The organism is Amycolatopsis antarctica (assembly GCF_002262875.1).
GTDB classification, from domain to species: domain Bacteria; phylum Actinomycetota; class Actinomycetes; order Mycobacteriales; family Pseudonocardiaceae; genus Amycolatopsis; species Amycolatopsis antarctica.
On sequence record NZ_NKYE01000025.1, the window covers coordinates 15946 to 35309 of the forward strand.

The 19364-nt window shown below is 69.9% G+C and carries 18 protein-coding genes and 1 pseudogene; 10 read left to right on the forward strand and 9 right to left on the reverse strand.

Annotated elements, in window-relative coordinates:
• Nucleotides 1-45: 45 nt before the first annotated feature.
• From CFN78_RS27195 to infC, 4 genes are all read right to left on the reverse strand, one after another.
• The gene (locus CFN78_RS27195; protein WP_240519726.1) at nucleotides 46-885 is read right to left on the reverse strand and encodes a TrmH family RNA methyltransferase; all 840 of its coding nucleotides are present in this window, start codon (nucleotides 883-885) and stop codon (nucleotides 46-48) included.
• A 5-nt stretch (nucleotides 886-890) separates the two neighbouring features.
• Nucleotides 891-1268: a 50S ribosomal protein L20 gene (gene rplT / locus CFN78_RS27200; protein WP_094866010.1), complete on the reverse strand. Its 378-nt coding sequence runs from the start codon at nucleotides 1266-1268 to the stop codon at nucleotides 891-893.
• A 65-nt stretch (nucleotides 1269-1333) separates the two neighbouring features.
• Entirely contained in the window at nucleotides 1334-1528 is a 195-nt protein-coding gene (gene rpmI, locus CFN78_RS27205; RefSeq protein ID WP_094866012.1) for a 50S ribosomal protein L35, read from the reverse strand.
• A gap of 75 nt (nucleotides 1529-1603) precedes the next feature.
• A complete protein-coding gene (gene infC, locus CFN78_RS27210; RefSeq protein WP_094866014.1) occupies nucleotides 1604-2227 on the reverse strand; it encodes a translation initiation factor IF-3 in 624 nt (207 codons plus the stop codon).
• Between the two features lie 275 nt (nucleotides 2228-2502).
• On the opposite strand from infC, the gene CFN78_RS27215 reads away from it, so the two are divergent.
• A complete protein-coding gene (locus CFN78_RS27215) occupies nucleotides 2503-2862 on the forward strand; it encodes a DUF1844 domain-containing protein (protein ID WP_094866046.1) in 360 nt (119 codons plus the stop codon).
• Between the two features lie 25 nt (nucleotides 2863-2887).
• Here the strand turns inward: CFN78_RS27215 and CFN78_RS27220 are convergent, their stop codons facing one another.
• The 4 genes from CFN78_RS27220 to CFN78_RS27235 form a co-directional block, all read right to left on the reverse strand.
• Nucleotides 2888-4162 carry a hydroxyacid-oxoacid transhydrogenase gene (locus tag CFN78_RS27220; RefSeq protein ID WP_094866017.1) on the reverse strand — a complete coding sequence of 425 codons (1275 nt, stop codon included), beginning with the start codon at nucleotides 4160-4162 and terminating at the stop codon, nucleotides 2888-2890.
• Nucleotides 4163-4259: 97 nt separating this feature from the next.
• The gene (locus CFN78_RS27225) at nucleotides 4260-4664 is read right to left on the reverse strand and encodes a RidA family protein (protein ID WP_094866019.1); all 405 of its coding nucleotides are present in this window, start codon (nucleotides 4662-4664) and stop codon (nucleotides 4260-4262) included.
• A 15-nt stretch (nucleotides 4665-4679) separates the two neighbouring features.
• Nucleotides 4680-5435, reverse strand: coding sequence for an IclR family transcriptional regulator (locus CFN78_RS27230; protein ID WP_094866021.1), 756 nt, complete (start codon nucleotides 5433-5435; stop codon nucleotides 4680-4682).
• Nucleotides 5432-6472: a sugar kinase gene (locus tag CFN78_RS27235; RefSeq protein ID WP_094866023.1), complete on the reverse strand. Its 1041-nt coding sequence runs from the start codon at nucleotides 6470-6472 to the stop codon at nucleotides 5432-5434. Before CFN78_RS27235 ends, CFN78_RS27230 begins: the two co-directional genes overlap by 4 nt.
• Before the next feature lie 114 nt (nucleotides 6473-6586).
• On the opposite strand from CFN78_RS27235, the gene CFN78_RS27240 reads away from it, so the two are divergent.
• From CFN78_RS27240 to CFN78_RS27280, 9 genes and pseudogenes are all read left to right on the forward strand, one after another.
• A complete protein-coding gene (locus CFN78_RS27240) occupies nucleotides 6587-7930 on the forward strand; it encodes an amino acid deaminase (RefSeq protein WP_094866025.1) in 1344 nt (447 codons plus the stop codon).
• Between the two features lie 10 nt (nucleotides 7931-7940).
• Nucleotides 7941-9541, forward strand: a pseudogene (locus CFN78_RS27245) (N-acyl-D-amino-acid deacylase family protein).
• Nucleotides 9538-10926 (forward strand): GntP family permease, encoded by a 1389-nt coding sequence (locus CFN78_RS27250; RefSeq protein WP_094866028.1) that lies wholly within the window; start codon nucleotides 9538-9540, stop codon nucleotides 10924-10926. The pseudogene CFN78_RS27245 and the gene CFN78_RS27250 overlap by 4 nt, the downstream one beginning before the upstream one ends.
• Nucleotides 10927-10972: 46 nt before the next feature.
• Complete coding sequence (locus tag CFN78_RS27255) at nucleotides 10973-12130, forward strand: lactonase family protein (RefSeq protein ID WP_094866031.1); 1158 nt, start codon at nucleotides 10973-10975, stop codon at nucleotides 12128-12130.
• 157 nt (nucleotides 12131-12287) lie between these two features.
• The gene (locus CFN78_RS27260; RefSeq protein ID WP_094866033.1) at nucleotides 12288-13577 is read left to right on the forward strand and encodes an extracellular solute-binding protein; all 1290 of its coding nucleotides are present in this window, start codon (nucleotides 12288-12290) and stop codon (nucleotides 13575-13577) included.
• Between the two features lie 4 nt (nucleotides 13578-13581).
• Nucleotides 13582-14550, forward strand: a complete 969-nt coding sequence (locus CFN78_RS27265) for a carbohydrate ABC transporter permease (RefSeq protein ID WP_094866036.1) — start codon at nucleotides 13582-13584, stop codon at nucleotides 14548-14550.
• A 16-nt stretch (nucleotides 14551-14566) separates the two neighbouring features.
• Nucleotides 14567-15460, forward strand: coding sequence for a carbohydrate ABC transporter permease (locus CFN78_RS27270; protein ID WP_094866038.1), 894 nt, complete (start codon nucleotides 14567-14569; stop codon nucleotides 15458-15460).
• A gap of 5 nt (nucleotides 15461-15465) precedes the next feature.
• On the forward strand, nucleotides 15466-16884 hold the full coding sequence (locus CFN78_RS27275; protein ID WP_094866040.1) for a beta-N-acetylhexosaminidase: 1419 nt from the start codon (nucleotides 15466-15468) through the stop codon (nucleotides 16882-16884).
• 284 nt (nucleotides 16885-17168) lie between these two features.
• Nucleotides 17169-17726 (forward strand): NUDIX hydrolase, encoded by a 558-nt coding sequence (locus CFN78_RS27280; RefSeq protein ID WP_094866043.1) that lies wholly within the window; start codon nucleotides 17169-17171, stop codon nucleotides 17724-17726.
• Here the strand turns inward: CFN78_RS27280 and CFN78_RS27285 are convergent.
• Nucleotides 17668-18942, reverse strand: a complete 1275-nt coding sequence (locus CFN78_RS27285) for an NsdA family TPR-like regulatory protein (RefSeq protein ID WP_240519727.1) — start codon at nucleotides 18940-18942, stop codon at nucleotides 17668-17670. The genes CFN78_RS27280 and CFN78_RS27285 overlap by 59 nt on opposite strands.
• Between the last annotated feature and the right edge of the window lie 422 nt (nucleotides 18943-19364).

The following is a 19364-nucleotide window of genomic DNA, read 5'->3' on the forward strand; positions in this document are numbered from 1 at the left end:
GCGGACAGCAGCAGATTCTAAGTGATCGCCCTGGTGACGCTCGGATCACCCTCGGCGGGCGGCACCCGCTCCGGCCATCGCGCTCGCGTAGAGGCAGACGGCGGCCGCGGTGGCGAGATTGAGACTCTCGGCCCGGCCGTAGATCGGTACCCGGACGGTGTGGTCGGCGCGGGCCAGCACCTCGGCGGGAAGGCCGTGTGCCTCGTTGCCGAGCAGCCAGGCACTCGGCGACGCCAGGCCCCCGTGCCCGGCGAGCCCGTCCTCCAGCGCGTGCTCGGCGTGCCCGTCGGCGGCGAGCAGCCGGAGTCCGGCCGCGGAGCAGGCGGTGAGCACGTCCTCGACCTCGCGGCCGCGGGCCACCGGAAGATGGAACAGGCTGCCGGTGGAGGCCCGCACGCACTTGCCGTTGTGCACGTCCACGGAGTCGCCCGCGAACAGCACGGCATCGGCACCGGCGGCGTCGGCCACCCGCAGCACGGTCCCGGCGTTGCCGGGGTCGGCGACGCCGACGAGCACCGCGACCAGTCGCGGAGCGCCTGCCAGCGCTTCGGCCAGTGGCACTTCGACGGTATCGCAGACGGCCGCGATGCCTTGCGGCGTCACGGTTTCCGAGAGCAACTCGGCGGCCCGTGCGTCGATCGCCGAGACCCGGGCCCCGATCGCGTCCGCCTCCCGCACCAGTTCACCGTGCCGGCGCGTGGCGGGTTCGGTGACGAACAGCTCGTGCACCCGGCCATGCCGCAGCGCCTCGCGCACGGCCTGCGCGCCCTCGGCGAGGAAGCGGCCGGACTCGGTGCGGCCGGAGCGGGTGGTGAGCCTGCGCGCGGCAACGACCCGGGGTGTCTTGTGCGTGCACAGGACATCCCCGGGTCGTTCCCGGTTCACGTGTGTCAGGCCGACTTCTTCTCGTCGGTGTTCACGTTGGCCTTGGCGAGCTCGGCCAGCGCGGTGAAGGCGACGGCGTCGTTGACGGCGAGGTCGGCGAGGATCTTGCGGTCCACCTCGACACCGGCGGCCTTGAGCCCCTGGATGAACCGGTTGTAGGTCACGCCGTTCGCCCGCGCTGCCGCGTTGATCCGCGTGATCCAGAGCTGGCGGAAGTCACCCTTGCGGGCACGACGGTCCCGGTAGGCGTAGTTGAGGGAGTGAAGCGTCTGCTCCTTGGCCTTGCGGTACAGCCGCGAACGCTGGCCGCGGTATCCACTGGCCAGTTCGAGAGTTGCGCGACGCTTCTTCTGGGCGTTCACCGCCCGCTTGACGCGTGCCACGGGTCCATCCTGTCGATCTGGGGGCGCACCTGCACCCCGGAGTGGTCAGAGCAAGTTTTTCGGGGTCAGCGACCGAGCAGCCGCTTGGCGCGGCCGACGTCGTTCTTGGCGACCTCGGTGGTGCCCTCGAGACGACGGGTCAGCTTCGACGCCTTCTTCTCCATGAGGTGGCGACGGCCGGCCTTCTGACGGCGGATCTTGCCACTACCGGTGACGCGGAAACGCTTGCCCGCCCCGCTGTGCGTCTTCATCTTCGGCATTGTTCTGTCCTCTTCCGTACGGCGGCACACCGGTTGCCCGGTGTGCCGCTGACATCGTTCGGCGATCGCCTCGGATCAGGATTCGGCCGGTTCGGCCGTCTCCTTGGCCTTCGGCTTCGCCTTCACGTTCTTGTGCGGAGCCAGCACCATGATCATGTTGCGGCCGTCCTGCTTGGCGGACGACTCGACGAAACCGAGTTCGGCGACCTCGTCCGCGAGCTTCTGCAGCAGACGGAAACCGAGTTCCGGTCGCGACTGCTCCCGGCCACGGAACATGATGGTCACCTTGACCTTGTTCCCGGCTGCGAGGAAGCGGGACACGTGGCCCTTTTTCGTCTCGTAGTCGTGCTGGTCGATCTTCGGCCGCAGCTTCTGCTCTTTGATCACGGTGAGCTGCTGGTTACGACGCGACTCGCGGGCCTTCTGCGCGCTCTCGTACTTGAACTTGCCGAAGTCCATGAGCTTGCATACCGGCGGGCGCGCCTGCGGCGCGACCTCGACGAGATCCAGATCCGACTCGTTCGCGAGCCGGAGCGCATCCTCGATCCGGACGATGCCGACCTGCTCGCCGTTCGGTCCGACCAGACGGACTTCCGGCACCCGGATGCGGTCGTTGATGCGTGTCTCGGAGCTGATGTGGCCTCCTTGGTCCGAGCTAAATGGGGTACTGCCTACTCGTTCTCGACCTGGTGCCCACATGCCAAAGGCCCCGACAGCGGTACCGTGGTACCTGCGTGCGGGGCCCCTGATCCGATCGTGCCCGGCGGATACCGACGGGCACTCCGCGAACGGATCACCTCAACGGTGGTCGTCGTTCGCAGGACCGGACCCGGAGACCTGGCGGTTGTGACACCGTGACGGTCACTCGGGTGGGAGCGGGGCTCCACTTGCGGCCCCCGATCGCTCGGAGGCTGGTCGCACGTGGAAGGCTACCAGACGTGGTTGACAACGCATCTGACCAGCCCGGAAATTCCCTGCCGGAGGACCTGCCCGGGGACGCGGCCGACCCCGGGGACGTACGCGGACTGGAGGACATCCCGAGCGTCGAGGTGATCAGCCGGGCCGCCGTGATGCTGCTCTCGGCCGCCGCGGAGCGGCTGGGTCTCGCCGATCCGGACCCGGCGTCGAGCCCGCACCGCGACCTGGACGAGGCGCGCAGGCTGATCACCGCACTGGCCGGACTGGTCACCTCCTCGGCCGAGTACCTGGGCATGCACGCAGGCCCGCTGCGGGACGGTCTGCAGTCACTGCAGAAGGCGTTCCGCGAGGCCTCCGCCGTTCCCGACGCTCCCGGGGCGGGCCCCGGGGAGAAATACACCGGCCCGGTGCACTGACCGGGGTGGCCGTCCCGGCGTCCGGTTACCAGTTCGTCACGGATTCACGGAACACCGCGGCCAGGTCCTCGCCGCCGACCGGCCGCGGCGCGGTGTTCAGCAGCCGCTGCTGCTTCAGCGCCCCGTCGACGAGTCCCTCCACATCGCCCTCGCCGTAACCGACCGCGCCGACGCCGTTCGGGATGCCGATGTCGCGCATCAGCGAGGACAGCACCGACGGGAGTTGCTCCCGAGGGTCGTCCTGCCGTGGCGCGGCCGGGTCCAGCAGTTCCGCCGCCCGCAGGTGCCTGCCGGGGTCGGTGGGGAAGGTGAAGCGGAACGCCGCGGGCGCCGTCAGCGACACCGACTGCCCGTGCGGCACCAGCGGTGCGTCCGGGTAGCCCTCCGGCACGTAGTCGCGGACCATCCCGGCGATCGGGTAGCCGCAGGCGTGCGGGATGTGCACACCCGCGTTGCCGAAGCCCATCCCGGCGAACGTCGCCGCGAGCATCACGTCGGTGCGTGCCGCCAGATTCCCGCCGGTCAGTACCGCCGAGCGGAACGACCTGCCCAGCAGTCGCATCGCGTTCTCCGCCCACAGATCGGAGATGGGGTTCGAACCGCAGTAGGCGACCCTGGATTCCGGGGTGTGCCGGGAGAAGGCGTGGTACGGCTTCGCCGTGTACGACTCCAGCGCGTGGCAGAGCACGTCCATTCCGCCTGCCGCGGTGACCGCGGCTGGCAGGCTGAGCGTGAGCAGCGGGTCGACCACGGCCAGGGTGGGCCGCAGCCGGGGGTGGCTGATGCCCGTCTTCACTTTCAGTCCCAGCAGGTCGAGCACGCAGACGGGCGTGCTCTCCGCACCGGTCCCCGCCGTCGTCGGCACCGCGACGAGCGGCTTCAGCGGTCCGGGCGGTGCCTTGCCCTCGCCGATCGGCTTGTTCAGGTAGTCGTTGAGCTCTCCCGGATAGGTGGTGAGCAGGTTGATCGCCTTCGCCGTGTCGATCGAGGAGCCGCCGCCGACGCCGATGAAGCCGTCCCACTCGGTCCGGGATGCGAACTCGACGGCCGCGGCGAAGCTCTCGTCGGTCGGCTCGACGTGCACGCCGTCGTAGGTGTCCACGTCGAGCCCGGCCGCGGTGGCCGCCTCGGCGACCCGCTGCGGGATGCCGGTGGCCATGAGTCCGGGATCGGTGACGATCAGCACCCGCCGAGCACCCTGCTGACCGAGGTCGTGGCCGATCTCGTCGACGGCCCCGGCGCCGAACTTCAGCGGAACCCCGCCCCAGGTGAAGACGGTCTCGTTGAGGTATTCGGTCACCGCGCGGCCTCCTCGGCGTCGTGGCCGGCGGGACGCGCCGGACGGATCGACCGTGACACGCCGCTCACAGCCCGTCAACGCGGCGGGCGGGTGAGGCTCAGTCGAGGACCGCGAGCACGTCGATCTCCACCAGCAGCGGCGCGGGCAGGCCCACGTAGACCGTGGTCCTCGCGGACAGCGGTTCCCGGACGAGCGTGCCGTAGACCTCGTTGAACTCGGCGAAGTGCGCGGTGTCGGTGAGGTAGACCCGCACCATCACCACGTCCTCGAACCCGGACCCGGCGGCCTCGAGGATCGCCTCCAGGTTGCGGAAGGTCTGCCGGGTCTGCTCGGTGACGGTGCTGCCGACGACCTCGCCGGTGTCCGGGTCGAACGCGACCTGGCCCGCCACCTGGAGGATGTTGCCCTTGCGCGCCGCCTGCGCGAAGGCGGCAGGCGGAGCGGGCGCCCGCTCCGTGTTGAAGGTGACCTTGCCGGCCGAGCCACTGTCCGCAGAACCCATGTGTGCCAGTCCTTCCTATCGCTTATCCTGGTCCGTCCATCCATTGTGGACGGATACGTCGTGTGCCGCGGCCGTGATCTCGGGGGCCAGCGCGAGCAGGCCAGGCATGTCCAGCAGCACCTTGGGCACCGACATTGAGACCGCGGCCAGCACTTCGCCCTGCGCGCCGCGGATCGGCGCCGCCAGACAGTGGATGAAGTCCTCGTGTTCCGCGTCGTCCACGGCGAAGCCGCGTTCCGCCACCCGGTCCAACTCCTCGAGGAACGGCCCTGGACCGAGGATGGTGTTCGCCGTCATCGGCACGTAGGCGATGCCATCGGCGACCTCGGTACGCCGCGGCTCGGGGAACGCCGCCACCAGCACCTTGCCGACGGCGGTGCAGTGCAGCGGCGCCCGTTTGCCGATGCGCGAGTACATCCGCACCGAGTGCCTGCCCTCGAACTTGTCGATGTAGACGACCTCGCCGTCGTCGAAGGTAGCCAGGTGCACGGTGTGCCCGGTGCGCAGGTTGAGCCCGGCGAGAGCGGGGTGCGCCGCGCGGCGGATGTCGAGGTCCTCCAGCGCCTGGTTGGCCAGGTCGAACAGGGCACTGCCGAGCCGGTAATGGCGGGTGCCGTCGCGGCGGACGAAGTGGTGCGATTCCAGTGTGCGCAACAGGCGCAGCACGGTGGACTTGTGCACGCCGATCTCCTCGGCGAGCTGGTCGAGCGTCTTCGCCCCGGTGGCGAGACCGCCGAGCACGGTCAGTGCGCGATCGAGACTCTGGCTCATGTCCGACTCATTCCCGTGCGCTCCGATGCCCCCGCGCCGGTGACGCCGGCGATCGCGCCGCCGGTGAGTGCGCTGCCGGTCAGCGTCGCGGCCGCCCAGTCGTGCTCGTCGGCGTCGAGCAGGCCACGCACCACGGCACCGGGCAGCGGTACGCCGACGTCGTCGTGGGTGAGCAGGGTGGACGCCGCCTGAAGATGCCCGCTGCGCAGGCGGGTGGCCGGGTCGGCGCCGCGCAGGGAGGCGGCGAGGAAACCCGCCGCGAAGGCGTCACCCGCACCGACGGGTTCGACGACCTCGACGCGCAGCGCGGGCGCGAACACCGCGGGTCCGCCGTCCTCCAGCAGGGTCGCGCCCCGCTCGCCGTGCTTGACCACGACCGCCGACGGACCGGGCAGCAGCGCCCGCAGTCTGGCCGGGTCCCTGGTGCCGAGCACGGCCTCGGCCTCGTCCTCACCGACCAGGACGAGGTCGGCGAGCGCGGCCAGTTCGCCGAGCACCCGCGCGTCCCGGCCCGCCCAGAGCGCGGGCCGCCAGTTGACGTCGAAGGAGACGCACCGGCCCTCGCGCGGCGCGGTGAGCACGGCGCGGACGAGTTCCAGGCAGCTCGGCGACAGTGCGGGGGTGATACCGCTGAGGTGGATCACCTCGACGCCGGTCAGGTCGAGCCGGTCGAGCAGTTCGGGGCCCATCGCGGAGGCCGCCGAGCCCGTGCGGTAGTACCGCACCGGGCTGCCGTCCGCGTCGCTCTCCTTGATGTAGAGCCCGGTCGGCCGGGCCGGGTCGACGATGGTGCCGCCCACGTCGACGCCCGCGGCGGCGATCTCCTCCAGCAGCGCCCGGCCGAAGGGATCGGCGCCGACCGCGCTGACCCAGCCGCTGGGCACGCCGAGTGAGGCGAGATGACAGGCGACGTTCGACTCGGCTCCGCCGACCGATCGTTTCCAGTCGCGCACCTCGTGCGCCTGCCCGCTGCCCGCGGGCACGAACAGCGCCATCGACTCGCCGATGCAGAGCACCCGCGGAGCACCGATCGTCACCGCCCGCCTCCCGAGTTCTCCGGCCGATTACTGCGTCCCCGGTCCGGCCGTTGACCGCCCGTGGGAGGCGATGCTACACCTATCTCGTTCAGCATGCGCAACGGACGTTGCAACATGCGCAATCGATCGAACGGGGGCGGCGTGGCCGTGAATGCCTGCACCATCGATTCCGGTGCGCTGGACGCCGCGCGGCGCGAACGTGTCGACTGGCGGTTCAAGGCACTCCCCTCGGCGATGCACGGGCTGACGCTGGCCGAGGCGGCGGCGACCCGGTCCGACCTGTTCTCCGACGGTTTCCTGGGGCCGTACGTGGTGCTCGACGAACAGGCGCTGGAGCACAACCTGCGCACGATGGCGGAATGGGCCGCCGGACATGGTCTCGCCCTCGCCCCGCACGGCAAGACCACGATGAGCCCGCAGCTCTTCGCCCGGCAGATCGAGCACGGCGCCTGGGGCATCACCGCCGCCAACGCCTCGCAGTTGCGGGTGTACCGCGCTTTCGGCGTCTCCCGCGTGCTGCTGGCCAACCAGCTTCTCGATCCGGCCGCGCTGCGCTGGCTCTCCGCCGAACTGGACACCGACCCGTCCTTCGAGTTCACCTGCTGGGTGGACTCGGTCGAGGGTGTTCGGCTGATGGGCCAGGCACTGCGCGAGTGCGGGGCGCTGCGCAGGGTGGACGTGCTGGTCGAACTCGGCGGCGCGGGCGGCCGCACCGGCGTGCGGGACACCGGCACCGCGGTCGCCGTCGCCGAGGCGGCACACGCCGAGCCCGCGCTGCGACTGACCGGGGCCGGCGGTTACGAGGGCGCGCTGGCCCACGACTCCTCGGAACGGGCTCGCGGCATCGTCACCACGTATCTGCGGTCCTTGCGGGATCTGGTCGGAAACCTCGCCACGCGGGGACTGCTGTCCGATACCGAGCAGGTGATCGTCACCGCGGGCGGTAGCGCCTACTTCGACCAGGTCGCCGCCGAGCTGGCGGATCCGGTACCGGGCGCTCCCCCGGTGCTGCCGGTACTGCGCAGCGGCGCCTACCTCACCCACGACGACGGCTTCTACCGCGGGATCTCACCGCTCGGTGCCGTGCCGCGAATCGAGGGCGTCCCGGTGCTGCGGCCGGCGTTGCGCGCCTGGGCGCAGGTCACCTCCCTCCCCTCCGCCGGACTGGCGCTGCTGACGATCGGCAAACGGGACGCCTCCTTCGACGAGGGCCTGCCGGAACCCCAGGTGCTGCGCGGGCGGGGCGGGCCGGCGACCGCGCTCACCGGGCACGAGATCACCGCGCTCAACGACCAGCACGCCTTCCTGTCGCTGCCCCCGGGCTCGCCGGTCGCCGTGGGCGACTGGGTGGGCCTCGGCCTGTCCCACCCGTGCACCGTGTTCGACAAGTGGCCGGTGATCCCGGTGACCGGACCGGACGGCAGCACCGTCATCGACCTCGTCCGCACCTACTTCTAGGGGTTACGACATGGATCTGGTCATCCGGGGCGCGTCCATCGCCGACGGCACGGGGCGGCCCGTGCGCCTCGGTGACACCGGTGTCCGCGACGGCCGCATCGCCGAGATCGGCGCTCCCGGATCGCTGCGCGGAACGCGCACCATCGACGCCACCGGGCTGGTGCTGGCGCCGGGTTTCATCGACATGCACTCGCATTCGGACCTGCAGCTCCTCGCCCGGCCGGATCACCTCGCCAAGGTCTCGCAGGGCGTGACCACCGAGGTGCTGGGACAGGACGGACTCTCCTACGCCCCCGTCGACGACACCACCCTGGACGCCCTGCGGCAACAGCTCGCCGGGTGGAGAACGACGACCCGCCCGGCTTCGACTGGAACTGGCGTTCGGTCGGCGAGTACCTGGACCGGCTCGATCGCGGGATCGCCGTCAACGCCGCATACCTGGTACCGCAGGGCAGTGTGCGGATGCTCGCCGTCGGCTGGGCGGACCGGCCGGCCACCGGGCCCGAACTGGACGCCATGCGCACCCTGCTGGCGACCGGACTGGCCGAGGGCGCGGCCGGGATGTCGGCCGGACTGACCTACACCCCGGGGATGTACGCCGACACGGCCGAGCTGGTCGAGCTGTGCCGGGTGGTCGCCTCCCACGGCGGCTTCTTCAGCCCGCACCACCGCAGTTACGGCGCGGGTGCGCTGGAGGCCTTCGCCGAGATGGTCGGGGTCTCGCGCGACTCGGGCTGCCCGCTGCACCTGGCGCACGCGACGATGAACTTCTCGGTGAACGCGGGCCGCGCCCCGGATCTGCTGCGGCTGCTCGACGACGCCCTGGACGAGGGTTGCGACATCTCCCTGGACACCTACCCGTACCTGCCCGGGGCGACCTATCTGTCGGCGCTGCTGCCGAGCTGGGCGACCGAGGGCGGGCTCACCGACACCCTGACCCGTCTGTCCGATGTGGACACCCGGGAGCGGATTCGCGCGGAGATCGAGGACACCGGCTCCGACGGGGCGCACGGCGTGCCGATCGACTGGGCGGGCATCGAGATCAACGGGGTCCGCGACCAGTCACGCGCCCACCTCGTCGGCCGCAGCGTCGCCGAGTCCGCCCGCGAGGCGGGCACGACCCCGGCCGAGTTGTACTTCGACGTGCTGATCGCCGAACGCCTTGGCACCTCCTGTCTGATGCACGTCGGGCACGAGGACAACGTGCGGGCGATCATGCGGCACCGGACGCACACCGGCGGCAGTGACGGACTGCTGGTCGGCGACCGCCCGCATCCCAGGGCCTGGGGCACCTTTCCCCGCTACCTCGGCCACTACGTCCGTGAACTCGGCGTGCTGGAGCTGGCCGACTGTGTCGCACACCTGACCGGACGGGCCGCCCGGCGGCTGCGGCTGGCCGATCGCGGCCTGGTACGGGAGGGCTACGCCGCGGATCTGGTGCTGTTCGATCCGGCGACGATCGCCGACCGGGCGAGCTTCGAGGAGCCGAGGCAGGCGGCGGCGGGGATCGAGCAGGTGTTCGTCAACGGCGTCGCGACGATCGACGAGGGCAGGCCCACCGGCTCGCTGCCGGGGCATTCGTTGCGCAATCCCGGAAGGGGGCGGCCGTGAACGCCGTCGACTGGCTGCAGCAGACCACCGGCGGGCTGCTGACGCTCGCCGCGATCTCCATCGCGGTCCTGCTGCTGCTCATCATCCGGGTACGGATGGAGCCGTTCATCGCGCTCATCGTGGTCGGCCTGCTCACCGCGCTCGCCGCGGGCCTGCCCGTCGGCTCGATCGTGGGCACCGCACAGAAGGCCTCGGATTCGTTGCTGGAGAAGGGTTTCGGCGGAATCCTCGGGCATATCGCGGCGATCATCGGGCTCGGCACGCTGCTCGGCGCGATCCTGGAGCGCTCCGGTGGCGCCCGGGTACTCACCGGTGCGCTACTGCGCGCGTTCGGCGAGAAGCGGGCGCCGCTGGCGATGGGCATCGCCGGGCTGATCTTCGGGATCCCGGTGTTCTTCGACATCGGCATCTTCGTGCTGGCACCGCTGGTGTACGTCGCGGCGAAACAGGGCGGCCGGTCGATGCTGCTGTACTGCCTGCCGCTGCTGGCCGGCCTTTCGGTGACGCACGCGTTCCTGCCCCCACATCCGGGGCCGGTGGCCGCGGCGGGACTGCTCGGGGTGGACCTGGGCTGGATCATCCTGATGGGCGCGGTCTGCGGCATCCCGGCGTGGTTCATCGGCGGGGTGCTGTTCTCCTCCTGGATCGGCAAGCGCATCGACATCCCGGTGCCGGAGGAGATGCTGGTCGACGACGGTCACGGTGACGAGGACCGGCCACCGCTGGCACTCGTCGCGGCGATCATCGCGGTTCCACTGGTGCTGATCCTGCTGGGCACCTTCGGCAGCATCCTGCTGCCGGAGAACTCGGTCCCGGCCGGGATCGCGACCTTCGTCGGCACCCCGGCGGTGGCGCTGACGATCGCCGTCCTGCTGGCCACCTGGCTGCTCGGCACCCGGCGCGGGATGACGCGGTCCCAGCTCACCGAACTGTCCGCGACCGCGCTGCGTCCGGTGGCGATGATCCTGCTGGTCGTCGGCGCGGGCGCGTTCTTCGGCGCGGTCCTCTCGGCCACCGGGATCGGCAAGGCGGTTGCCGGTTCGCTCGATTCGGCCGGCCTGCCGGTGATCGTCGCCGCGTACGTGATCAGTTGCGGGATGCGTATCGCCCAGGGCTCGGCGACGGTGGCGATCGTGACGACCAGCGGGATCGTCGCGCCGACCGTGGCGGAGCTGGGCTACTCACAGGTGCAGCTCGCGTTGCTGGTGGTGGCCATCTCGGCGGGGTCGATCATCGCCTCGCACGTCAACGACGGCGGTTTCTGGATCGTGTCCCGCTATTTCGGCCTCACCGTGCCGCAGACGCTGAAGACGTGGACCGCGCTGGAGACGGTGCTCTCGCTGTCCGGTTTCGGCGCCGCCGCGCTGGTGATGGCGTTCGTCTGAGTGTCCGAGTTCCACCAGGTCCCCCGTCGTCGGAGAAGGAGTACTCATGGAAGCGCTCGATCGTCGCAGGTTCCTCGGTGTGGTGGGCGTGGCCGCCGCCGCGGGGACGGGCCTGGTGCTCGGCGGCGGGACGGCCGCCGCGCAGCGGCCGTGGAACGGATCGCGGGAGGACGTCGTGGCCTACATCGGCAGCTACAGCACCGGCGACGGGACGGGCGCGGGCCTTCAGCTCGCCTCCAGGACGGCGGACGGTCCGGCGCTGACGGCCGGGGCGGCGGTGGAGGGTGTGCCGGACGCGTCGTTCCTGGCGTTCTCCGCCGACCGGACACGGATGTACGCCACCTGCGAGCAGGACCCCGGGGTGGTCGCGGCGCTGGACGTGTCGGATCCCGCCGCGCCGCGGGTACTGAACTCGGTGCCCTCCGGCGGCGCCGCACCGACGCATCTGTCGGTGCATCCGGACGGGGCGTACCTGTTCACCGCGAACTACGGCTCGGGCACGGTCGCCGTGCACCCGATCGACGGTGACGGCGCACTCGGCGAGGTGGTGGACGTCGTCACGCACACCGCCCCTCCTGGCAAGCAGCCGAACGCGCACCAGGTGCTCACCGATCCGAGCGGGGGCTGGGTGCTGGCCGTGGACCTGGGCGCGGACTCGGTGTTCGTCTACGCCTTCGACCCGGCGGCGGGGACGCTGACCGAGCATCAGCGGGTGCGGATGCCGGAAGGGGCCGGGCCGCGGCATCTCGCGTTCGGCGCGGACGGCCGGTTCGCCTACGTGCTGGGTGAGCTGCGCGCCGAGATCACCGTGGCCGCCTGGGATTCCGGGTCCGGCACGCTGACGCCCGGCGCGGTGGTGCCCACCGTGCCGGAGGGTTCGCCACAGCCGCAGTACCCGTCGGAGATAGCGCTCTGCGGGGACGGCCGGTTCGCCTACGTCGCCAACCGCAACGTCGCCGACAGCACCATCAGCACGTTCGCGGTACGCGACGGCGGCGCGGGGCTCGAGCGCGTCGGCCAGGTGTCCTCCGGAGGCGAGTGGCCCCGGCACCTGACGCTGGATCCCGGCGAGCGGTGGGTCTACGTGTCGAACCAGCGGGCGGGGAACGTGAGCTGGCTACCCCGCGATCCGGAGACGGGCCTGCTCGGCGAGGTCGCGGGCTCGGTGCCGGTGCCCTCGGCCGCGATCACGCTCTTCGTCTGACCCGGCGTCACCACCCGGTCCGCGGCGGGTTCGCGCGCCGCGGACCGGGTGGTCTAGACCCTTGTGCGGACGGGGTGTCCGACTTACGATCTGCGTTGCTGATAGCGAAACGCTCATTGCACATGGCGCAATTGATGGCGTGACAGATGGAGATCCGATGAGACTCAACCGTGTGTTCGCCGCCGCCGTGGTGCTGACGGCTCTCGCCGCCGGATGTGCCCCCGCACAGTCCGGGCCCGCCGCCCAGGGCGGTGACGAACGCGAAGGCACGCTACGGGTGTGGCTGTTCGACGAGGCCAACCGGGCACCCAAGGAAGCCGTGGTGCAGGAGGCGATCGCGGAGTTCCGCGGAACACACGCGGGCGTCGAGGTCGACGTGCAGTGGATCCCGGTCGAGGGCCGGGCCGACAAGTTCTCCGGCGCGTTCAACGATCCCTCCAGTGCTCCGGACGTGGCCGAGGTCGGCAACACCGACCTCGCCAGCTACGCCGAGACCGGGGCGCTGGCCGACCTCACCGCGGACGTCGAGTCCTGGCCGGAGGGCAAGGACCTGGTGCCCAGCGTGCTCGACACCGCGAAGGTCGACGGCGTGGTGCACGGGCTCCCGTGGTTCACCGGGGTGCGCGCGCTGTACTACCGCACCGACATCTTCACCGAACTCGGCCTGCAACCACCCACCTCACTGCCCGAGCTCACCGAGACCGCCCGAGCAATCCGCGCGGCGAAGCCCGAGCTGTATGGGATCTCGGTCGGCGGCAAGTACACCTACGCGATGCTGCCCTACCTGTGGGCCTACGGCGGCGAGCTGGCCACGGGCGGCGACGGCTCATGGCAGGCGGCCGTCACCACCCCGCAGGCCGCCGAGGGCGTGTCCGCCTACGCCGGCCTGATCAGCCCGGACGTCTGCCCGCCGGAGCAGTGCGCGAACCTCACCGGGACGCAGAGCGTGCAGGCCTTCGCCGGCGGCAAGGCGGCGATGACCATCGGCGGCGACTTCAACCGCAAGGCGGTCGAGGAGGGCGGGCTCGCCGGCAAGTACGCGGTGGTTCCGTTGCCGGGCAAGGATCCCGGCACGGTGGCACCCGCGTTCGCCGGTGGCAACCTGCTCGGTGTCTTCGGCGCCTCGCAGCGCCGGAGCCTGGCCGTGGAGTTCTCCCAGTTGCTGGCCGGGCCGCAGTACCAGGCGAAGATGTACACGGCGATGGGCAACCTGCCGACGTTGAGCGGAGTGCAGAAGCAGCTCGCCGCGGACGACGCCTTCGTCACGCCGTTCGTACGGACGCTCGAGGCCGGGCCGAAGTTCGTGCCGGCCAGCCCGGCCTGGGCGAAGATCGACGCGCAGGCCGTGCTGCCCACCGCGCTCCAGCAGATCGTCACCGGTGAGCAGGACGTCACCGGTGCCCTCGCCGGTGCGGCCGAGAAGATGAACACCGCCTTCGGCGGCTAGGGCGATGACCTCCCAGCTCCTGCCCGCGCCGCCCGAGCAGGCCCCCGCGGGCCGGCCGGCCCGGCGAGCACGCGGACGGTCCCGAGGCGACGGGCTCGCCGCCGTCCGTTACCTCGCGCCCGCGGCCGTGCTGCTGATCGGCGTGCTGGCGTACCCGATCTACCAGCTCGTGCTGATCTCGTTCTACGACTACGGGCAGGCGGAGGCGGCGGGCACGGCACCGCTGCTGTTCATCGGCACCGACAACTACTCGATCCTGCTGCGCAACCCGCAGTTCTGGTCGGTGCTGGTGAACACCGTCGGCTTCGCGGCCGTCTGCGTGCTCGGCAGCCTGCTGGTGGGCACGGTGCTCGCGGTGCTGGCGAGCCGGGTCCGGGCATGGGCGCGGATGCTGCTGTTCCTGGCCGCGCTGGGAGCGTGGGCGACCCCGGCGATGGCGGGCTCCTACATCTGGTTGTTCCTCTTCGACGCGGACTTCGGCTTCGTCAACGAGCTGCTGACCGGTCTGGGCCTCGACGGCATGGCAGGGCACTCGTGGACCTTCGACACCTACAGCGCGTTCGGCCTGGTTGCCCTGCAGGTGATCTGGTGCTCGTTCCCGTTCGTCATGGTCACGATGTACGCGGGCATCAAGGCGATACCGGACGACGTGGTGGAGGCGGCCACACTGGACGGAGCCTCTTGGACGCGGGTCGCCACCTCGGTGATGCTGCCGATGCTGCGGCCGCTGCTGATGATCGCGACGATCCAGTCGATCATCTGGGACTTCAAGGTGTTCACCCAGATCTACGTGATGACCGCGGGCGGCGGGCTCGCCGGGCGCAACCTCACCCTGAACGTCTACGCCTACCAGCAGGCGTTCGCCGGGGCCGAGTACGGCCAGGGCGCGGCGATCGGCGTGGTGATGACCTTGATCCTGCTCTCGATCACCGTGCTGTACGTGCGATCCCAGCGGCGCCACGCCGATGTCTGACGGAGAGGCACCGACCATGACCAGCCGGGCGGTATCGGGCGGTTCCCTTGCCGCACGGCGTTTTCTGCCTCGGCGGCCGGGCAGGTTGCTGGCCGAGATCGTGACCGTGGTGGTCGCGGCCTTCGTGGCGTTCCCGCTGTACTGGATGGTGCTCTCCGCACTGAAGCCGGCGGGTGAGATCCAGTCCGCCGACCCGCGGCCGTGGACGCTCTCGCCCAGTCTGGACAGTTTCACCCGGGTGCTCGGCACGGAGGGCTTCGGCCGCTACTTCCTCAACAGCGTCCTGGTCGCCGTGGTCGTGGTGGCTTTGTCGATCCTGCTGTCCTTCCTGTCCGCGGTGGCACTGACCCGCTTCCGCTTCAAGGGACGGACGGTGCTGCTGGTGATGCTGCTGGTCGCCCAGATGGTGCCGATCGAGGCGCTGACGATCCCGCTGTTCTTCCTGATGCGCTCGGTCGGTGACGTGGTTCCCGCGTTCGGCCTGGACGAGCTCGGCTCGCTGGTGCTCGTGCACCTGGCGTTCAGCCTGCCGTTCGCGATCTGGATGCTGCGCGGTTTCGTCGCGGCGGTGCCCGCGGAACTGGAAGAGGCGGCGACCGTGGACGGGGCCAGCCGCTTCCGGTTCACCTGGCAGATCCTGTTCCCGCTGGTCGCCCCCGGGCTGGTGGCGACCAGTGTGCTGGCGTTCATCCACGCCTGGAACGACTTCCTGTTCGCGAAGACGTTCATCATCACGAACACGGAGAACCAGACGCTGCCGCAGGCGATCCTGGTGTTCTTCAAACCGGAGGAGAACGACTGGGGCGCGATCATGGCCGGGTCGACGCTGATGACGATCCCGGTGCTGGTCTTCTTCCTGATCGTGCAGCGGCGACTGGTGTCCGGCATGGCCGGCGCGGTGAAGGGCTGAGGTACATGCCGGGTTTCGACGCGCTGCTCCCCCGTCCGGTACGGGTGACCCCCGCCGACGGCGACTGCGTCTGGCCGGTGCCGGTGCGCTTCGCCACCGACCCGGAACTGGGCACCGAGGCGTACCGGCTGGAGATCACGCCGGGTGGCGTGTCCGTGCACGCGGGCGGACGGCCGGGCGCCTTCTACGCCGAGCAGACCCTCCGGCAGCTTCGCGGCCCACATGCCTTCCGGGCCGCGGCGATCCACAGTGGACCTTCGATACTGCCGTGCGGGACCGTCGAGGACGCACCGCGCTTCGGCTGGCGCGGCTGCCTGCTGGACGTGGCCCGCAACTTCCGCACCAAGGCCGAGGTGCTGCGCTTCGTCGACCTGCTCGCGGCGCACAAGCTCAACGTGCTGCACCTGCACCTGACCGACGACCAGGGCTGGCGGCTGGAGGTTCCGGAGTTCCCGCGGCTCACCGAGGTGGGTGCCTGGCGGCGGGGGTCCATGGTCGGCAGGCACGACGGTCCGGAGCGGGATGGCCGCCCGCACGGCGGTTTCTACACCGGGGACGACCTCTCGGAGATCGTCGCCTACGCGTCGGAACGGTTCGTCACGGTCGTGCCGGAGGTCGACATCCCCGGCCACTCGCGGGCGGCGATCGCCGCGTACCCGGCGCTGGGCGGCGACCCTGCCGCCCGGCCGGAGGTGTGGACCTCCTGGGGGGTCAGCGAGGGTGTCCTCGATCCCTCCGAGTCCACAGTGGACTTCTACCGCACGGTGTTCGGTCACCTGCTGGACATCTTTCCCTCACCGGTGATCGGCATCGGCGGCGACGAGGTCCCCGGCGTCACCGAGGAGCACCACGGCCTGACCCGCCGGATCGCGGAGTTCCTGTGCGAACGCGGGCGGCGCGCGTACGGCTGGGACGAGCTGCTCGACTCGGCGCTGCCGCTCGGCGAGGGCACGATCATCGGTTCCTGGCGCGGGGAAAGCGCCGGCATCGAGGCGGCACTGGCGGGCCACGAGGTGGTGATGTGCCCGGAGCAGTACGTCTACCTCGATCACCGGCAGGCCGCAGGGCCGGGCGAGCCGATTCCGGTCGGCTACCTGCGCACGCTGGAGGACGTCTACCGCTACGAACCGGTACCGCAGGGCCTGCCTGCCGAGGCGCGCCCCCGGGTGCTCGGCGCGCAGGCACAGCTGTGGACCGAGCACCTGGACTCGGTGCGGCGCGTGGACTACGCCGCGTTCCCCCGGCTCGCCGCGTTCGCCGAGGTCGTCTGGAGCGAGCGGGAACCACGTGAGGTGGCGGAGTTCGTGCACCGGCTGCGCGAGCACCACCTGCCCAGGCTGGACGCCCTAGGTGTGGAGTACCGCCCACTCGACGGACCCCTTCCGTGGCAGACTCGCCCCGGCGTCCCCGGCCGCCCCCGCTGACCACCGCCCCGCGTCACGCGCTACGGCACCCCGTGTCGGGCGCTACCGATCATTACCGGTAACGGCGAGCTGAAACCGGTACGGCGCGAAGCGGTACAGACCAGCTTGGAGCCCTCACTCCTGCACCCCTACTCCAGCCTGGCCTCGACTCACTGACCTGACTGATCCCGACGACACCTGGACCGTCGACTACCTCGCTACCAAGTATGGTCACTGCGCGGGCACGGTACCGGTGACTTCTCACGTGTAGTGCCCCCTCCGTTTAAGCAGGTAGCGTCCGAGGCATGACGGCTGAACGGGGCGGTAGCAAGCTGACGCAGTGGACGATTCATGGTGAGCGAGTGGTGGACGAGAGCCGCCGTCTGCGCCTGAGCATCGCGTCCGTCGAACTACCGGACGGTGTGCGGTTCGAGCAGTACGTCATGCGAATGCGCAAGGCCGCGATGATGGTTGTCCTCAACGGTGACGACGTGCTGATGATCTGGCGGCATCGGTTCATCGTTGATCGGTGGGTATGGGAGCTCCCCGGCGGCTACGTGGATCCGAACGAGCAACCTGCCGTCACGGCCGCCCGTGAGGTCGAAGAGGAAACCGGCTGGCGACCCCGGGACGTCCGGCCTCTGGTGTCGATGCAACCCAACATCGGGAACGCGGACGCAGAGAACCTAATGTTCGTCGCCACCAGTGCGGAGTGGATCGGAGAACCCGAGGACATCAACGAAGCGGAGCGGGTCGATTGGGTGCCGCTCGCCACCGTCCGCGAACGTATAGAGCATGGCGAGATCATCGGTGCGGCGTCGCAGGTGGGACTACTTCACGTGCTCGCGTTCCCGCCGCGCTGACCGGCCACCGCGTGCTTCGCGTGGGGGTAGGCAAGCCTGCGTCCGTCATGTGTTCGTACAGACCGCGTACCTGCGGGTCGTCTCGGAAAGGCGCGAGTCGGTCGCCCAAGTCGGCCAGGTACGAAGCACTCCGTATGGAGCGAACGGTTTCAGTCATGTTCACCGCGCTCACGCCTAGTGCGCAGGATTCATCGATGCGGCGCTGGTCTGCCAGGATCGATGCGAGTAGAGCCGTGTTGAACAACCTCCCGCGCTCGTATCCATCGCTCATTTCCAGCGACCGGCGAGCAAATTGCTCGGCATCATGTGCGCGTCCAAGGTCGCGGAATGTATGTGCGAATTTGGCGGATAGGTACGCCTGATCGAAGTATCCTAGCCATTCTGGGGAGTTGTCGGATTTGGCCGCGCCGAACGACTTTTCGGCCTCAGCCAGCGCGCGCAGGCAACCACCGCTGTCGTCTTGTAAGGCCAGCGCGTGGGCCTCCATCGCTGACGATTCGGCTTCTAGCGCGGACAGTCCGGACCGTCTCCCGGCCTGCTTTGCTGCTATCGCGAGGTCTTCGGCCGCGTCGGGTGAACCGTGAAACGCGGCGTGGTGACTCATACCTGCGAGCATTTCGCCCACCAACGCGTCGTCCCCGGCTTCTTGGCACAGACGGAGAGCTTGTCGCAGATGACGTCGGCCTGCGTCGGCCTGTCCCGTGTCGTACGCCATCCACCCCACGAGTTGGTGCATCTCCGCTGCCGCCGTGTAGTAGGCGTCGCGGGTTTTGCCCAACCTATGAGGTTCCTTCAGCGTGGGCTCAACGCTGGATTTCAAGTAGGCCACCAGCGGGGAGCGACTGTGGCCACCGCCGTACCGATTATCGAGCCTGCGGAACGTTTGAGTCACCTGGCGCACGATCTCTACAGGTGGCGCGTCGGAGGTATCTGTCCCCGCTGCTAGTCGGACCGCGCTCGGCGGCGCATTCAGAAGTCCGGCACCGACAGTCACGGCGCTGGCGGTAGCGGTCTTCAAGAATTTCCGTCGTTGCACATCGTCTCCTTCCGGTTCGCCGCTGGCTGTAAGCCGAGCTCGCTCGGCGAAATATGTATCCGACGTTTGCGGAGACATCGTGAACCACAGGAGTTGATCGGGAATCTTGAGCGTCCGCGCCCACTCCTCCATCTTGTCAAGGTCGGCGACCGGTCGCTGCGAACGCTCCAGGCGGCTCACGTGACCCTGGGACAACCTAACCAAGCGGCAAGATCAGCCTGCTTGATCTGTGGGTCGTTGGCCAGCCGGTACGCATGTAGAACGTGTCCGAAGTGCCGTTGTCGTACGGCTTCCTCGATCGCATTGTCGCTCCAGAACGACACGGGCAAGTCCGGCGGACCGTCGTCGGCGACGCGGCTGCGAGCGCACGGCCCGCATATGTCGGACCGATTGTCGGAAGCCAGCTTGTGACCGCATGCGCGGCACCACCTGTCGCCCCGCGTACTCGCCACGTGCCCTCCTTCTCGCCACCTGGGGGTCTATCTCATGATCGGTGTTTCCGGCGTTGTTGATCAGTAGGTCTCGGCGGCCGGCCAGCGGTCACCGAAGGTGATGGCGAATGCGTTGATCACGGGTTTCCAACGCATCGTCCATCGGGCGCG